The organism is Oceaniradius stylonematis (assembly GCF_965223445.1).
Taxonomy (GTDB): Bacteria; Pseudomonadota; Alphaproteobacteria; order Rhizobiales; family Rhizobiaceae; genus Roseitalea; species Roseitalea stylonematis.
In genome coordinates, this window is record NZ_OZ244994.1 from 2,780,221 (window position 1) to 2,795,317 (window position 15,097).

A 15,097-nucleotide genomic window follows, 5' to 3' on the forward strand; every position below is an offset into this window, starting at 1 on the left:
GGTCAACCTTCCAGCGTATAGAGGTGAAAGCCGCCATAGATCGCCGAGCGATCCCGGTCGTGCAGCTTGCGGGAACGCTCTTCATGATAGCGCCACCGGCCGAGCACGCTGTCCGACACCCGGCCGGGCAGGATTGTCTCGACACCGGCGGTGCGGAAGATGACGCGAGCGCCGGCGCGCGCAGTGCGCGTGATCTGGGCCCAAAGATCGTTCAGTTGCGCGTCGGTCATCCAGTCCTGCGCGTCGAGCAGCACATAGCAGTCCTTCGACGCACCGGGCTGGCTGCGCAGGAAATCGGTCAGCGTCCGGTTACGGATCGATGCCTTGTGCGCGTTGGCGCGCACCGTCTCGAAATTGTCCCGCTGCAGATAGGGCGGCAGCGGGCCTTCGCCGGACGGGTCATAGCCGCGATTGAAGGCGGCCCAGGCAAAATAGTTCTCCGACAGCGGAAAACCGCACATCAGCGTTCGCGTCCGCTCGGTGAGAACCGCATGCATGTCACCGTCGGCGGCGCCCGCCAGCGCCTCATATTGCTGCGGCGGGATGCCGAGGCCGAACAAGGATGCCCGGTTGCGCGTCACCCATTTGATGAAGCGGCTGTCGATCGCCGGCTTGACCTTGTCTTCGAAGAAGCGCGTCTGCTCTTCGATGTCGCGGCACGCCATGAACCGGGAGAAATCGATACCCTTCAGCCGTGCGATCCTGTGCGCCCATCCGATGAACAGGCCGAGCGCGCCGAACCGGTAGAAACCCTGTTCGAACATCTCGATCCGGCGCCCGACAATACCCTTGCGGCCGTTCCAGTGATCGACGGTCGCCACATCGAGATGCGGCGCGAGATAATCGTCGAACAGCGCTGCATTGCCCGCCACGTCGGCACGGCCAAACAATTGAAAGAACGCTGCATGGTCGGGCAGAAGCCTTGGCGCCGCATATTTCAGCCGATTGAGCGCGACGTGGGCCGGCGACAGGTCGACCGCTTCGACCGAAGCCGGGTTGGCCGTCAGATAGCTCATCACATTGCAGCCGCCCGATGCAATCGCGACGATCGCATCGTCCGGTCCGATCTCGAGCGCATCCATGTCGACGACCGGGTCTTCCCAGATTTGCGGGTAGACGAGCCCGGTGAAGGTCTGAGCGAAAGCACGCTCCAGAACACCCGTTACGGAAAACGCGCTGTTCTGTTGCACGGCGCCGCCAAGCTGCGTGCGGACCGTCGGCGTGGCGGAAGGCGAACCCATGGTCATGGCCCTGTCAGTGTTCGGATGAGAGTCGTTTTAGAGGAAATGCCGCATCTGCCAAGGATCAGGCGGCTTTCGTCTTGGCGCCGGCGGCCTTTCTGCTTTTCTTGGCGGCGCCCAGATCGACGACCCGCCCCTTGTGCCGCGAGCGGCTGATGGCGGCCCAGTCGATCAGCACCATCTCGCCCTGATCGGTCTCGGCGATCGCCGTGCAGCTTTCCACCCAGTCGCCCGTATTGATGTAGCGAATGCCATTGTCGTGCTTGATCGTTGCGTGGTGGATATGGCCGCAGATAACGCCTTGAACGCCGGCGCGCCGGGCCTCCCCTGAAAGCGTCTCCTCGAATGCGCCGATGAAGTTGACGGCCTGCTTGACCTTCAGCTTGAGCCATTTGGACAGCGACCAGTACTGGCCGCCCCAAAGCCGCTTGAGCCAGTTCATCCAGCCATTGAGCCACAGCGCGAGCGTGTAGGCCCCGTCGCCAACATGAGCGAGCCATTTGGCATGCACGACAACCATGTCGAACTGGTCGCCATGGATGACCAGATAGCGCGTTCCGTCCGCAGCTTCATAGACGTCCCGGTCGCGCACTTCGATTCCGCCGAAATGAGAGCCCAGATAGGAGCGCATGACCTCGTCATGATTTCCGGGAATGTAGATGATCTCGGTGCCCTTGCGCGCCTTGCGCAGCAGCTTCTGCACGGCATCATTGTGCGATTGCGGCCAGTACCAGCCCTTCTTGAGGCGCCAGCCGTCGAAAATGTCGCCGACCAGATAGATGCGGTCCGCATCGTGTTCGCGCAGAAAGTCGATCAGCATTTCTGCCTGGCAACCACGCGTTCCCAGATGAATGTCGGACAAGAACAGTGTCCGGAACCGTCGAGGCTCGTTCATGGTCGGTACCACCGGTTTCAGATGCCTCGCAGAATCAGACTCGTATGTCACTGGTGTGACGCCGCTTCGCAATGACCTTTCGTCATATGGCGCAAGTCGCATTGCGGCGCATCACAAAAAGGCGTGAGATGAGGCGATATTGCCAGTTGATCTTTCCGCTTTTGAACAGGATACGCAAATGATTGAACAGGACACGATTGCCGGCGACGCCAGCCTGGACGCCGGCCGGCCCGCCACCATTGCCGAAATGCGCAACGATCCCCAGGCGATCGCGCATGCATTCGAAAGCGGCGAATACCCCTATCGCACCAAGATGCGGCGCTCGGCCTACGAGAAGCACAAGGCCGAACTGCAGGTGGAACTGCTCAAGGTCCAGGAATGGGTCAAGGACACCGGCCAGAAGGTCGTGATCCTGTTCGAGGGCCGCGATGCGGCCGGCAAGGGCGGCACGATCAAGCGCTTCATGGAGCATCTGAACCCGCGCGGCGCGCGCGTGGTGGCATTGGAAAAACCGTCCGAACGCGAAAGCACGCAATGGTATTTCCAGCGCTATGTCGAACATTTGCCTGCGGGTGGCGAGATCGTCCTGTTCGACCGGTCCTGGTACAATCGCGCCGGTGTCGAGCGCGTCATGGGCTTCTGCTCGCCCAACGACTATCTCGAATTCATGCGGCAGACGCCGGACTTCGAGCGCATGCTGGTGCGCTCGGGCATTCGCCTGTTCAAGTTCTGGTTTTCGGTCACGCGCGAAGAACAGCTGCGCCGCTTCCAGTCGCGCGGCAAGGACCCGCTCAAGCAGTGGAAACTGTCGCCGATCGACAAGGCTTCGCTGGACAAGTGGGATGACTACACCGAAGCCAAGGAAGCGATGTTCTTCTACACCGACACGGCCGACGCGCCGTGGACGGTGGTCAAGTCGAACGACAAGAAGCGGGCGCGCGTCAACACGATGCAGCATTTCCTGTCGAGCCTGCCTTATCCCAAGAAGGACCGCCGGATCGTGCGCGGTCCCGATCCGCTGATCGTCGGCCATTCGGCGCAGGTGATCGGCCGTTCGGAGCACATATTGGGCGCGACGATGCACCCCGACATGAAAAAGAGCGCCTGACGCGCCATCTCGATGTCCGGTCGGGCCCGACGACGTCGCCCATTGAACACCCGATAGTCTCCGGTGCTCTTTGCTCCGGTTGCCGGTGGCGACCGGCGTGCGTGTCGCCCTGCAAGGGCGATGCGCCGTCTGTCACGGAACATTTCACCTTGAAATAAAAGATCGTATCAGAATGGGATTCTACTTGTGATTCAATAAGACTCGTTGAGTCTAGATATGATTTGATGATTCACGTTCAAAATGATAAAGTAATGATTGTATATTGCTAAGTATTGGAGAAAGTCATGCCGACCATTACAGATGTGCAAAAGCTTGCCACAGAACTTCACAACAAGAAGGCGATCAATCTGGACATGCCGATCCGCGACTTGTTGGAGCCGCAAGGCATCGGGGTGATCGATCCGTCGGGTCCGCTCCAGGACAACGTCATTGCCTGGTCGGAATATGTCCTGGTGACTTCGGGCAAGACGAAACTGATCGCGCGCGACGCGATCGATACGCCGGTCAATCGCTGATCGACGGCGCGACGGCGATGTCCACCATTGCGACCGGGGCGGGCAAAGCGCCTGCGCGTCCCGGCGCGACAGCAACGGCGCGCATGGCAGCCGGCTCCGCACCGCACGAGATGGTCGGCGCGGTGCTTGCCGCCACGGTTGCGCCACTCCGCCTTGTCGCGGCGCGGCCCGACCTTCTGCCGGACGATGATGGGTCGCAGCAGATCATCCATCCGCTCGACAAGATCGCCGCCGAGACGGTTCTGCTGCTCTATGTGGTCGACCGGTACATGCCGCAGCTTGCAAAGGGCGCTGCATTCGCCGATCTGGTCGCCGAGGCCGCAAAGATCGTGCGGTCGGAACGTCATCTGTTCATGTTGCGCGCCAATCCGCGCCTGTGCACATCCTTCGGGATCGGACACGTCCTGCTCACGCGCATGGGCCATCTCGACACGCGGTTCGATGCCGTGTTCGCGCTTTCCGTTTCCGATCCGAGTTTCGTGCCCGCCAACAAGCTGCCATTCCGGCTGATGGACGATCACTGGCTGATCGCCCTGCACCACCGTGCGCGGCCGGCCAAAACGCCCATGAAGACCTGTCTGGCCGCCGGGCTCGCCACCTCGGCGATCAGCCCGCTCTACATGAACGTCGCCGACCGCTACGCCTTCACGCATGAGATCATGTATGCGACCGACTTCGGCGCCCAAGCGCTTGCCGGCGAGATTTGTCGTGACCGGCTTCTGGAGCGCATCGAAATCGCGCTCTACGATTGCCTTTGGGAATTCGATCTGGACCTGATGGCGGAGTTTGTCGCCTGCGCGGCCATGATCACCGACACGCCGGGCAATACCGTTCGCTTCTGCCGGCATCTGCTGGTCGAGGTCTTCGGCCGAACGGGCTTCCTTCCCTCGCGCAGCTATGACGTGGAGCGCCTGTCCAACCTGCTCAACAGCGACCGGCGGGCCGCCGAGCACTTCTTTCATTCCTACCATACGACCCATGTCTACGCGATGATGCTGTGCCTGACGCGGCACTGGCGAACCGCTGCCGACAGCGCCGAACCCGCGCCGGGTGTGGTCGATACCGCCTTCTTCGATCTCTCGCCCGGCGACCAGCCGGCCCAATGGATCGGCTTTCTCGATGACTTTGCGTGCCCGAACGCCGACAAGTTGCGCATCGCCAACGGCGTGCAGCTCAGTCGGCTGGCCCGCGGGCGCCGCTTTGAACGGCTGTTTGCGGAGATCGGCCGGATCGTCGGCGAGGGCGCGCCGGTGTCGATGATGCTCGTCGACGAATGCGCACAGGCCATCGGGCGCATTGCCGAAGGCGACCGGGTGCTCGAACGGTCGGGCGCCGCGACGGCTTGCTGAGCGACACGGCGATTAGGCGATACCGCGCATCCGCTTGCCTTCGGGGTCGAAGGGCGGTTGGACCGCTATGACCGCCGGGCGGCGCACGCCCAGCACCTCGATCTCGAACATGCCTTCGTCGCCATGCCCGGCGAGCGCGGCGGGCACATAGCCCTGCGCCATCGACTTTTCGACACCGTGGGCATAACCGCCCGAGGTCACCCAGCCGACAACGCGCCATTCGCCGTCGGTGATCGTTCCCATGCCGGGCGGGTCGAGTTCGGTGCCGTCATCGGTAAATCGGCGCGGGCCAACCTTTTCGGGCGCGCCGACGGTGCCGTAATCGGTGTTGCCCACCTTTGCCCAGACCGGCTCGTCATGCATCACGTCGGCGGTGTCGGCATCGATCATGAACGAGACACGGCGCAGTTTGGGCCCGTCGGCCTTTTCCTTGGCTGCCGCCTCGCGGCCGATGAAGTCGTTCTTGGACAATTTGACGAACCGGTCCATCGACCCTTCGAACGGCCCGTAAATGGGGCGAAGCTCGTGACCCCATGTCGGGAAGTTCTTTTCGAGCCGCATCGACAAAAGCGCACGCATGCCGAAATCCCTGATGCCGAATTCGGCGCCGGCCTCCTTGATGTCGCGATAGAGCTTGCGCGTATAGGCCGGCTCGCACCAGATCTCGTAGCCCAGATCGCCGGTATAGGAGATGCGGCTGACGATGCAGGGTGAGCCCTGAACGTCCATCTGCCGGCTGTCCATGAAGCGGAAGGCTTCGTTGGAGACATCCTGATCGGTCAGCTTTTCCAGCACCTTGCGGCTGTTCGGGCCGGCAATCGACAGCCCGTTCAAGTTCATGCCGAACCGCTTGACCGCGACGGAACCGTCGTCGGGAAGATGTCGTTCGAACCAGCGCATGTGGTAGATCTGCGCGGCCGAAGAGCCCCAGATCATGAAACGGTTTTCGCCAAGCTTCGCTATGGTGAAGTCGCCGATCAGCTTGCCGAATTCGTTGAGCATCGGCGTCAGTACCATGCGGCCGAGCTTCGGCATGGTGTTGGTCATCAGGTGAGACAGCCAGGCCTCCGCTCCATCGCCGGTGACTTCGTACTTGGCGAAGTTGGAGATTTCCGTGATCCCGACATTCTCACGCACGTTTTTCACCTCCGCGGCGACATGCGCGAAATCGTTGGACCGGTGGAAGCTGACCACGTCATGCGCTTCCTCGACCGAGGGCGCATACCACAGCGGCGTTTCAAGCGCCCAGCTGTCGCCCATCACCGCGTGGTTCTCGTTCACCTGAATGTCGTGGATGGGCGTCGTCTGGTGGGGCCGCGCGGCGGGCAGTTCCTCGTTCGGATAGCGGATGCGGAAGCGCCGCGAATAGTTTTCGCGCACTTTCGCGTTCGTGTAGCGCAGCGTCGCCCATTCGCCGTAGCGCGCCACATCCATGCCCCACACATCGGCACCCGGATCGCCTTCCACCATCCAGTTGGCGAGCGTCAGCCCGACGCCGCCACCTTGAGAAAACCCGGCCATCACGGCGCAGGCCGACCAGAAATTGGTGAGCCCGCGCACCGGGCCGACCAGCGGGTTGCCGTCGGGCGCAAAGGTGAAGGGGCCGTTGATGATCTGCTTGATGCCGGCATTTTCGAACGGCGGGAAATGCTTGAACCCGATCTCGAGCGACGGTGCCAGCCGGTCGAGGTCGGGTTGCAGCAGTTCGTGGCCGAAATCCCATGGCGTGTTGACCGGCGACCACGGCACGCAGGCCTGCTCATAGGTGCCCAGCAGCATCCCCTTGCGTTCCTGGCGGGTGTAGATCTCGCCCCGGAAATCGACGGCATGGATCAGTTCACGCCCGAACTCCTCGTTGAACGCGATCACCTCGGGCATGTCCTCGGTCAGAAGGTACATGTGCTCCATGGCCAGAAGCGGCAGTTCGAGACCCACCATCCGGCCCACTTCGCGCGCCCAGAGCCCGCCCGCATTGACCACATGTTCGGCGCGGACCGTGCCTTGCTCGGTGACCACGTTCCATGTGCCGTCGGCATCCTGCGTCAGTTCCTTGACCGGGTTGCGCAGCACGATCTCGGCCCCAAGCGTCCGCGCCGCCTTGGCATAGGCGTGCGTCGTGCCGGACGGGTCGAGATGGCCCTCGACCGGATCCCACAGCGCGCCGACGAACTGGCTTTCGTCCATCAGCGGGAACATGGCTTTCGCTTCGGACGGCGTGATCAGTTCGGTCTGCATGCCCAGATGCCGGCCCTTGGCGTGCAGCGTGCGCAGGAAATCCATCCGCTCGGGGCTTTCGGCGAGCATCACACCGCCGGTCAGATGCAGCCCGCAGGACTGGCCGGAGACCTTTTCGAGTTCGTCATAAAGCCCGACCGTATAGGCCTGCAGCTTGGCGACGTTCGGATCGCCATTGAGCGTGTGGAACCCGCCGGCCGCATGCCAGGACGAGCCCGACGTCAGCTCGGAGCGCTCGATCAGCATGATGTCGGTCCAGCCGGCCTTGGCCAGATGATAGAGCACCGAGCAGCCGACGACCCCGCCCCCGATGACGACGACACGCGTGGATGTTTTCATTTTGCTCCCCTCGATGCATTGGCCGACGTCTATTCAGAAATCCGTCGGCGCGCCGCCTTCCTGCTTGCGCCGGGCGACGAAATCTTCCAGCTCCTCGCGGATCGCCTGGTCCATCGGCGGCGGTTCGAACTCCGCCAGGATGCTCTTCCAGACCTTGTTGGCCCGCTCGGCCGTCTGGACAGACCCGCGGTCGCGCCAGTTCTCGAAATTGCTCCAGTCCGACAGGAAGGGCGCATAAAACGCGCTCTCATACCTGTCCTGTGTGTGCTGGATGCCGAAGAAATGCCCGCCCTGGCCGACCTCGGCGATGGCGTCGAGCGCGATCTCGTCGGCATCCCACCGCACCGGTTTCATATAGGCGATGAGCTGCTGCAACTGTTCGCAATCCATGATGAACTTCTCATAGGATGCACACAGCCCGCCTTCGAGCCATCCGGCGGCATGGTAGACGACGTTCACGCCCGACGTGATCGCGGCGAACAGCGAGTTCGAGCTTTCCCAGGTGGCCTGATTGTCGGGCGCATTGGAAACGCACGTATTCGAGGCGCGCAGCGGCAGGCCGTAATGGCGCGCCATCTGGCCGGTCATCTGCGTCGTGCGCATGTAGTCAGGCGTGCCGAACGCCGGCGCGCCGGTCTTCATGTCGACGTTCGAGGAGAACGTGCCGATGGCGACAGGACAGCCAGGATTGATCGTTTGCACCAGCGCCACCGCGCACAGCGACTCGGCCATCGATTGGGCAACCGTGCCGGCCAGCGTGATCGGGCTCATCGCACCGGCCAGCGTGAACGGCGTGATGATCGTCGGCTGGCCGCGCCGGGCCAGCCGCATCAAACCGTCGATCATCGGCCAGTCATGCTTGAGCGGCGAGGTCGAGTTGATGTTGGTGTACATGCGCGGCCTGGCGTCGAATTCATCGTGCGACAGCTGGCCGGCGATCCGCACCATCTCGATGACATCCTCGACCCGCTCGGTGCCCAGCGAATAGGCGTGCACGACCTTGTCGGTCAGCGTGAGCTTGTCATAGAGGCAGTCCAGATGCCGGATGGACGGGTGCAGATCCATCGGTTCGACCGGATAGCCGCCGGCGAAATGGATGCAGTTGAAATACTGCGTCAGCTTGAGGAAGTCCCGATAGGCCGAACGGTCGCCGATCCGCCGCCCGCGATCGAGGTCGGAGCAATTCGGCGGCGACGACACGTTGCCGAACACGATGTGCTTGCCGCCGATCTCGATTACCCGGTCGGGATTGCGCGGCGTGATCGTGAACTGGCTCGGCGCGAGCGCGACCTTCTCCATGATGTAGTCGCGGCCGAAGCGGACACGGGCGCTCTCGGGCGTCTCATTGTCGATCAGGCATCCTTCCTTGCGGAAGATCTCGACGGCTTCGATGTTCAGGAACTCGACGCCGACCTCTTCGAGAATGCGCATCGTGCCGTCATGGATCGCCTCTACGCCTTCCGCCGGAAGCGGCTCGGTCGGCCGATCCGTGTTGATCGGGATCTCCCAGGGCATTTGGGCAATCGCCGCGCCGCCCCGCCGCATATTGGCCGCGCGTCCACCGCGCTTGCTGCGTTTGGGCGGCGTTGGTACGGCGTCGCTGATCAATGGGTCCATGGGGTTCTCCCGTCCGCACACTGTCGCCGTTGCCCGGCGCGCCGACGATCAATTCTTCGACCTCCAGCGCTTGCATAGCGACATCGCGCCGGGCGACGATCACGACGCGTGGTTGACGCTCTGGGGAAAGTCGTCTTGTTTCCGGCTCGTTAGGCTGGGCGCGTTGGAGGAGAACCGGCATCATGAATCAGATGCAGCCCGTGCCCCGGCGCCGCAAGTCGCATCTGCCCAAGGGCCGACAGCTGGACGATGCCGCGCTGGATGAAGTGCGCTCTGCGCTGGGCGAAGCGCCGCGCCGCCGCGATCTTCTGATCGAGCATTTGCATGCCATCCAGGACATGTTCGGCTGCCTTGAAGCGCGCCATCTGCGTGCGCTCGCAGAAGAAATGCGTCTCAGCCAGGCGGAGGTCTACGAGGTCGCGTCCTTCTACGATCATTTCGACGTGGTCAGGGAAGGCGAGGACAAACCCGCACCATTGACGATCCGTGTCTGCGATTCGATTTCATGCATGCTGGCGGGCAGCGAGAGATTGATCGCACAGCTTGAAGGCGATGCCGACCCGGCGACGATTCGCGTTGTGCGCGCGCCCTGCATGGGGCGTTGCGCCACCGCACCCGCCGCCCGCATCGGCGATCGCGAGGTCGATCATGCCAACGCAGCGCAAATGCTGCGCATGGCCGAGACCGGCGAATTCGATGTCGCCATGCCCGGCTACATCCCTCTGCACGCCTATCTCGAATTTGGCGGCTATCAGGTCTTGGACCGGGTACGTGGCGGTGACCTCGATCCCGAAACTCTGATCGAAACGCTGTCCGATGCGAGCCTGAAAGGGCTGGGCGGCGCCGGCTTTCCCGCCGGCAAGAAGTGGGGTTTCGTGCGCTCCTATCCCGGCCCGCGCCTGATGACGATCAATGGCGACGAGGGCGAGCCGGGCACCTTCAAGGACCGGCACTATCTGGAGAGCGATCCGCACCGCACGCTGGAAGGCGCGCTGATTGCTGCGCACACGGTCGAGGCGGAGCGCATCTATCTTTACATGCGCGATGAATATCCGGCGGTCTTGGAAATCCTGCGCACCGAAATCGCAGCGCTCGAGGAAGCGGGCCTGTGCGAACCGGGTTTCATCGAACTGCGGCGCGGCGCCGGCGCCTATATCTGCGGCGAAGAGTCGGCGATGATCGAATCGATCGAGGGCAAGCGTGGCCTGCCGCGCCACCGTCCGCCCTATATCGCCGAAGTGGGCCTTTTCGGCCGGCCGACGCTCAACCACAATGTCGAAACGCTGCACTGGATCCGCGACATCGTCGAAAACGGGCCGGACTGGTTCGCCGCACAGGGCAGTGAAGGCCATCCCGGTCCGCGCTCATGGTCGGTGTCCGGCCGCGTCCGGGAGCCGGGCGTCAAGCTCGCGCCGGCCGGTGTCACCGTGCGCGAACTGATCGACGATTATTGCGGCGGCATGGCCGACGGCCACAGCTTCAAGGCCTATCTGCCCGGCGGCGCCTCGGGCGGCATCCTGCCGGCCTCGATGGACGACATTCCCCTCGATTTCGGCGACACGCTGTTCCGCCATGGCGCCTTCGTCGGTAGCCATGCGGTTGTGATCCTGTCGGACAGGGACAACGTCCGCGACGCCGTCCTCAACCTGATGAAGTTCTTTGCCCATGAAAGCTGCGGCCAGTGCACGCCGTGCCGCGGCGGCACCGAAAAGCTGGTGCAACTGCTCGAACGCGAGGGTCCGCTGGACGAGGGCCTGATCCGGGAGTTGGAACAGGTGATGCGCGACGCGTCGATCTGCGGCCTTGGGCAGGCTGCACCCAACCCGGTCAACCATCTGCTGACCCATTTCCGGGAGGATCTGTGAGCGATGGATATCCGACCTGCGACCGAGGCTGACCTGCCTTCGCTTGCCCGGGTGATGGATGAGGAGAACATCCATTATGAGGGCGACGACGCCATGCCGGCTGATGACGTTTTGCCGAAGCTCAAGCGCTGGTTCTCGGCCAATACGGACACGCTGATGCTTGTTGCCGTTGAAGATCATCAAGTGCTGGGTTTTGCTACGCTGGTGCCGCTGTTTCCGGCGGGAAACCTCAATGTCGGCATGTTCATCAAGGACCTTTACGTGGCCGCCGATGCGCGCGGCCGCGGCATTGGCGAGGCATTGATGCGCCGCTGCGCGGCTGAGGCACAGCGGCTTGGCGCAACGCGGCTGGAACTGACGGTCGACAAGGACAATCCGCGCGCCCGGGCGCTCTATGAAGAGCTTGGCTGCCGCGATACGAACAAGGCCTATCTGCGCTGGGACGGCGCGGCGATGGCGGCGCTGGCCGAGGAGACCGAGAATGTTTGAGGCCTATCTCATCACGCTCACGGGAGTCGTGCTCGCGCAGGCCGCGCCGGGGCCCAATCTTCTCGCCGTTGCAAGCGCAGGCCTGGGGCAGGGGCGAAAGACAGCGCTGATGACCGTGATGGGCGTTGCGACCGGCATGATGATCTGGGCCGTTGCCGTTGCATTCGGCCTTGCGGCGGTGCTGACCATCTATCCGAAGCTGTTGACCGCGATGAAGATCGCCGGCGGCGCCTACCTGCTCTGGCTCGCCGTGCGCGCCCTTCTGTCGGCCTGGCGCGGCGGTTCGGCCGGCATCCGGGCGCAGCGCGCGATCCTGTCGGCGGGCGCCGCGTGGCGCCGCGGCCTCCTGGTCGTGCTGACCAACCCGAAGGCGGCGCTCATGTGGACGGCGGTTGGCACGTTCCTGTTCGGGTCCGGCCTTGCCGCCTGGCAGGTGGTCGTGTTCGGGCCGCTGGCCGCCATCTCGGCCATGGCCGTCTATGGCAGCTACGCATTGCTGTTCTCGTCCGGGCTTGCCGCACGCAGCTACAATCGTTTCGCGCGCGGAATCGAAGTGGCGTTCGGCGCCGCATTCGGGGCTCTCGGCGGGCGCCTGCTGGCCGACGGAATTCGGGAGATGCGCACGTGAGCGATCCGGTCATCTTCACACTCGACGGCAAATCCGTCACCGCCGAACCGGGCGAGACGATCTGGTCCGTCGCCAAACGGCAAGGCACCCGCATCCCGCATCTGTGTCATCTCGACAAGCCCGGCTACCGGCCGGACGGCAATTGCCGCGCCTGCATGGTGGAGATCGAGGGCGAGCGCACGCTGGCGGCCTCCTGCATCCGCAAGCCCACCGAGGGCATGACCGTGCGTACCGGCACCGACCGTGCCGACCGGGCGCGCCGCATGGTGTTCGAGATGCTGGCGGCCGACATGCCGTCCCCGGACGAAAGCCCGGACGACCAATCCGCCTTCTGGCAATGGGCCGATCAGATGGGCATTGGCGGGTCGGAACGCCTGCCGTCGAAATTCGGCCACGCCCGCCATGACGCGGGTATCCACGACGTCACAAACCCGGCCATCGCCGTCAATCTCGACAGTTGCATCGCCTGTGGGCTGTGCGTGCGCGCCTGCCGGGAAGTGCAGGTGAACGACGTGATCGGCATGGGCAAACGGGGCCATCACGCCGTGCCCGTCTTCGACATTCACGATCCGATGGGGCTTTCGACCTGTGTGACCTGCGGCGAATGCGTGCAGGCCTGTCCGACCGGCGCGCTCTACGAAAAGACCCTGATGGACAAAGCCGGCCGCACCCGCGCCGTCGCCGAGTTCGACAGGTCGGTCGACTCGGTGTGTCCGTTCTGCGGCGTCGGCTGCCAGACCACGGTGAACGTCAAGGACAACCGGATCGTCCAGATCGACGGGCGCGACGGGCCAGCCAACGAAAACCGGCTCTGCGTCAAGGGCCGGTTCGGCTATGATTACGTCATGAGCACGGAGCGGCTGACCAAGCCGCTCATCCGCCGCGACGACGCGCCCAAGGCGGGCGACATCGACATGCGCTTCATGCAGGTCTCGGACATCTTCCGCGAAGCATCCTGGGACGAGGCGATGGAACGGGCCGCGTCGGGCCTGGCCGCAATTCGCGACGAACATGGCGGCGGCGCCCTGGCCGGCTTCGGCTCCGCCAAGGGCTCGAACGAAGAGGCTTATCTGTTCCAGAAGCTGGTGCGGCAGGGCTTCGGCACCAACAATGTCGATCATTGCACGCGGCTGTGCCACGCCTCGTCCGTGGCTGCGCTGCTTGAGGGTGTTGGTTCGGGTGCGGTCTCGGCACCGTTCAAGGACGCGATGAAGGCCGACTGCATCATCGTGATCGGCGCCAGGCCGACCACCAACCATCCGGTCGCGGCCACCTATTTCAAGCAGGCCGCCAAGCAGGGCAGGAAGCTGATCGTCATCGATCCGCGCAGGCAGGATCTGATGCGCCACGCATCGCACGCGGTCCAGTTCACGCCGGGCTCCGATGTCGCGCTGCTCAACGCGCTGCTGCATGTCATCATCGACGAAAAGCTCTATGACGAACAATATATTCAGGCCAATGTCGACGGCTTTGAAGCGCTCAGAGAGAAGGTGAAGGACTTTTCGCCCGAAGCCATGAGCGAAGTCTGCGGCGTTCCGGCCGACATGCTGCGCGATGTCGCCCGAACCTATGCCGGGGCCGAGCGGTCGATCATCTTCTGGGGCATGGGCATTTCCCAGCATACGCACGGCACGGACAACTCGCGCGGGCTGATCGCGTTGGCGCTGATCACCGGCCATGTCGGGCGGCCGGGCACGGGGCTTCATCCTCTGCGCGGACAGAACAATGTGCAAGGCGCATCCGACGCCGGCCTGATCCCGATGATGTATCCCGATTATCGGCTTGTCGAGAACGCCGATATCCGCGCATCGATGGAGGATTTCTGGGGCCGGTCGCTGGACCCCAAGCGCGGGCTGACTGTCGTCGAGATCATGGACGCGATCCATGCAGGCGACGTGCGCGGCATGTACATCATGGGCGAAAACCCGGCCATGTCCGATCCGGACCAGCACCATGCGCGCGCCGCGCTCGCCAAGCTCGACCATCTGGTCGTGCAGGACATTTTCCTGACCGAGACCTGCTGGCACGCCGATGTCGTCCTGCCGGCGTCGGCCCATGCCGAAAAGCTCGGCACCTTCACCAACACCAACCGGCAGGTGCAGATCGGCCGGCCGGCTCTCGATCCGCCGGGTCAAGCGCGTCAGGACTGGGAACTGATCGTCGATCTGGCGGGCCGCATCGGGCTCGACTGGAACTATGCCGGCGTCGGCGATGTCTACGCCGAGATGGCCTCGGTCATGCCCTCGCTGAACCACATCTCCTGGGAACGTCTTGAGGCGGAGGACTGCGTCACCTATCCGGTCGACGAGCCCGGCGGGTTCGGCAATGAAGTCATTTTCACCGACGGTTTCCCGACGGCGGACGGCCGCGGCAAGCTGGTGCCTGCCGATTTGCGCCCGCCGGACGAGGTGCCCGACGAGGACTATCCGCTGGTGCTGACGACCGGCCGCCTGCTCGAACACTGGCATACCGGCGCGATGACGCGCCGGGCTTCGGTGCTCGACGACATCGAGCCCGAGGGCATCGCCGCCATGAACCCGCGCGAGATCGGCCGGCACGGTTTCAAGGCGGGCGAGATGATCGCGGTCGAGACACGGCGCGGCACGATCCAGGCTGTGCTGCGTGCCGATCGCGAGGTGGCCGACGGCATGGTTTTCATGCCGTTCTGCTTCAATGAAAGCCCGGCCAACGTTCTGACCAACCCGCAGCTCGACCCGTTCGGCAAGATCCCCGAGTTCAAATATTGTGCGGCACGGGTGAAGCGGACGGAGACCGCAGAACCTGCGCAATAGGTCCGCCCCGTCTTTCCGGTGCGG

Annotated in this window: 11 protein-coding genes; 7 read left to right on the forward strand and 4 right to left on the reverse strand. The window is 63.6% G+C overall.

The features are described from left to right. Window positions 1–2 precede the first annotated feature (2 nt). The gene (locus tag ACOQOU_RS13710) at window positions 3–1,247 is read right to left on the reverse strand and encodes a DUF3419 family protein (protein ID WP_196780341.1); all 1,245 of its coding nucleotides are present in this window, start codon (window positions 1,245–1,247) and stop codon (window positions 3–5) included. Window positions 1,248–1,305: 58 nt separating this feature from the next. Next, window positions 1,306–2,136 (reverse strand): UDP-2,3-diacylglucosamine diphosphatase, encoded by an 831-nt coding sequence (locus ACOQOU_RS13715; RefSeq protein ID WP_109766578.1) that lies wholly within the window; start codon window positions 2,134–2,136, stop codon window positions 1,306–1,308. A 178-nt stretch (window positions 2,137–2,314) separates the two neighbouring features. Here ACOQOU_RS13715 and ppk2 point away from each other — a divergent pair, with 178 nt between their 5' ends. The 3 genes from ppk2 to ACOQOU_RS13730 all read left to right on the forward strand — a co-directional run bounded on the left by ppk2 (window position 2,315) and on the right by ACOQOU_RS13730 (window position 5,108). Then, the gene (gene ppk2 / locus ACOQOU_RS13720; protein WP_109766579.1) at window positions 2,315–3,244 is read left to right on the forward strand and encodes a polyphosphate kinase 2; all 930 of its coding nucleotides are present in this window, start codon (window positions 2,315–2,317) and stop codon (window positions 3,242–3,244) included. A 284-nt stretch (window positions 3,245–3,528) separates the two neighbouring features. Beyond that, window positions 3,529–3,759, forward strand: coding sequence for a hypothetical protein (locus ACOQOU_RS13725; RefSeq protein WP_109766580.1), 231 nt, complete (start codon window positions 3,529–3,531; stop codon window positions 3,757–3,759). Between the two features lie 83 nt (window positions 3,760–3,842). Continuing rightward, entirely contained in the window at window positions 3,843–5,108 is a 1,266-nt protein-coding gene (locus tag ACOQOU_RS13730) for a DUF6895 family protein (RefSeq protein WP_306025294.1), read from the forward strand. 12 nt (window positions 5,109–5,120) lie between these two features. Here ACOQOU_RS13730 and ACOQOU_RS13735 read toward each other — a convergent pair whose 3' ends face one another. Then, window positions 5,121–7,682, reverse strand: coding sequence for a GcvT family protein (locus ACOQOU_RS13735; protein WP_306025295.1), 2,562 nt, complete (start codon window positions 7,680–7,682; stop codon window positions 5,121–5,123). Window positions 7,683–7,715: 33 nt separating this feature from the next. After that, the gene (locus ACOQOU_RS13740; RefSeq protein ID WP_306025296.1) at window positions 7,716–9,299 is read right to left on the reverse strand and encodes a trimethylamine methyltransferase family protein; all 1,584 of its coding nucleotides are present in this window, start codon (window positions 9,297–9,299) and stop codon (window positions 7,716–7,718) included. Window positions 9,300–9,481: 182 nt separating this feature from the next. On the opposite strand from ACOQOU_RS13740, the gene ACOQOU_RS13745 reads away from it, so the two are divergent. Genes ACOQOU_RS13745 through fdhF form a run of 4 tightly spaced genes read left to right on the forward strand, consistent with a single transcriptional unit; the run spans window position 9,482 to window position 15,073 of the window. Next, the gene (locus tag ACOQOU_RS13745) at window positions 9,482–11,164 is read left to right on the forward strand and encodes an NADH-ubiquinone oxidoreductase-F iron-sulfur binding region domain-containing protein (RefSeq protein WP_306025297.1); all 1,683 of its coding nucleotides are present in this window, start codon (window positions 9,482–9,484) and stop codon (window positions 11,162–11,164) included. A 3-nt stretch (window positions 11,165–11,167) separates the two neighbouring features. Then, window positions 11,168–11,653, forward strand: coding sequence for a GNAT family N-acetyltransferase (locus tag ACOQOU_RS13750; RefSeq protein ID WP_306025298.1), 486 nt, complete (start codon window positions 11,168–11,170; stop codon window positions 11,651–11,653). Next, the gene (locus ACOQOU_RS13755) at window positions 11,646–12,281 is read left to right on the forward strand and encodes a LysE family translocator (protein WP_109766586.1); all 636 of its coding nucleotides are present in this window, start codon (window positions 11,646–11,648) and stop codon (window positions 12,279–12,281) included. Before ACOQOU_RS13750 ends, ACOQOU_RS13755 begins: the two co-directional genes overlap by 8 nt. After that, complete coding sequence (fdhF, locus tag ACOQOU_RS13760; protein ID WP_306025299.1) at window positions 12,278–15,073, forward strand: formate dehydrogenase subunit alpha; 2,796 nt, start codon at window positions 12,278–12,280, stop codon at window positions 15,071–15,073. Before ACOQOU_RS13755 ends, fdhF begins: the two co-directional genes overlap by 4 nt. The last annotated feature ends 24 nt before the right edge of the window (window positions 15,074–15,097 follow it).

Bases quoted from the DNA above. Each gene is read 5' to 3' on its own strand.
- ACOQOU_RS13710 (WP_196780341.1), bottom strand. From the start codon at position 1,247: ATGACCATGGGTTCGCCTTCCGCCACGCCGACGGTCCGCACGCAGCTT.
- ACOQOU_RS13715 (WP_109766578.1), bottom strand. From the start codon at position 2,136: ATGAACGAGCCTCGACGGTTCCGGACACTGTTCTTGTCCGACATTCAT.
- ppk2 (WP_109766579.1), top strand. From the start codon at position 2,315: ATGATTGAACAGGACACGATTGCCGGCGACGCCAGCCTGGACGCCGGC.
- ACOQOU_RS13725 (WP_109766580.1), top strand. From the start codon at position 3,529: ATGCCGACCATTACAGATGTGCAAAAGCTTGCCACAGAACTTCACAAC.
- ACOQOU_RS13730 (WP_306025294.1), top strand. From the start codon at position 3,843: ATGGCAGCCGGCTCCGCACCGCACGAGATGGTCGGCGCGGTGCTTGCC.
- ACOQOU_RS13735 (WP_306025295.1), bottom strand. From the start codon at position 7,682: ATGAAAACATCCACGCGTGTCGTCGTCATCGGGGGCGGGGTCGTCGGC.
- ACOQOU_RS13740 (WP_306025296.1), bottom strand. From the start codon at position 9,299: ATGGACCCATTGATCAGCGACGCCGTACCAACGCCGCCCAAACGCAGC.
- ACOQOU_RS13745 (WP_306025297.1), top strand. From the start codon at position 9,482: ATGAATCAGATGCAGCCCGTGCCCCGGCGCCGCAAGTCGCATCTGCCC.
- ACOQOU_RS13750 (WP_306025298.1), top strand. From the start codon at position 11,168: ATGGATATCCGACCTGCGACCGAGGCTGACCTGCCTTCGCTTGCCCGG.
- ACOQOU_RS13755 (WP_109766586.1), top strand. From the start codon at position 11,646: ATGTTTGAGGCCTATCTCATCACGCTCACGGGAGTCGTGCTCGCGCAG.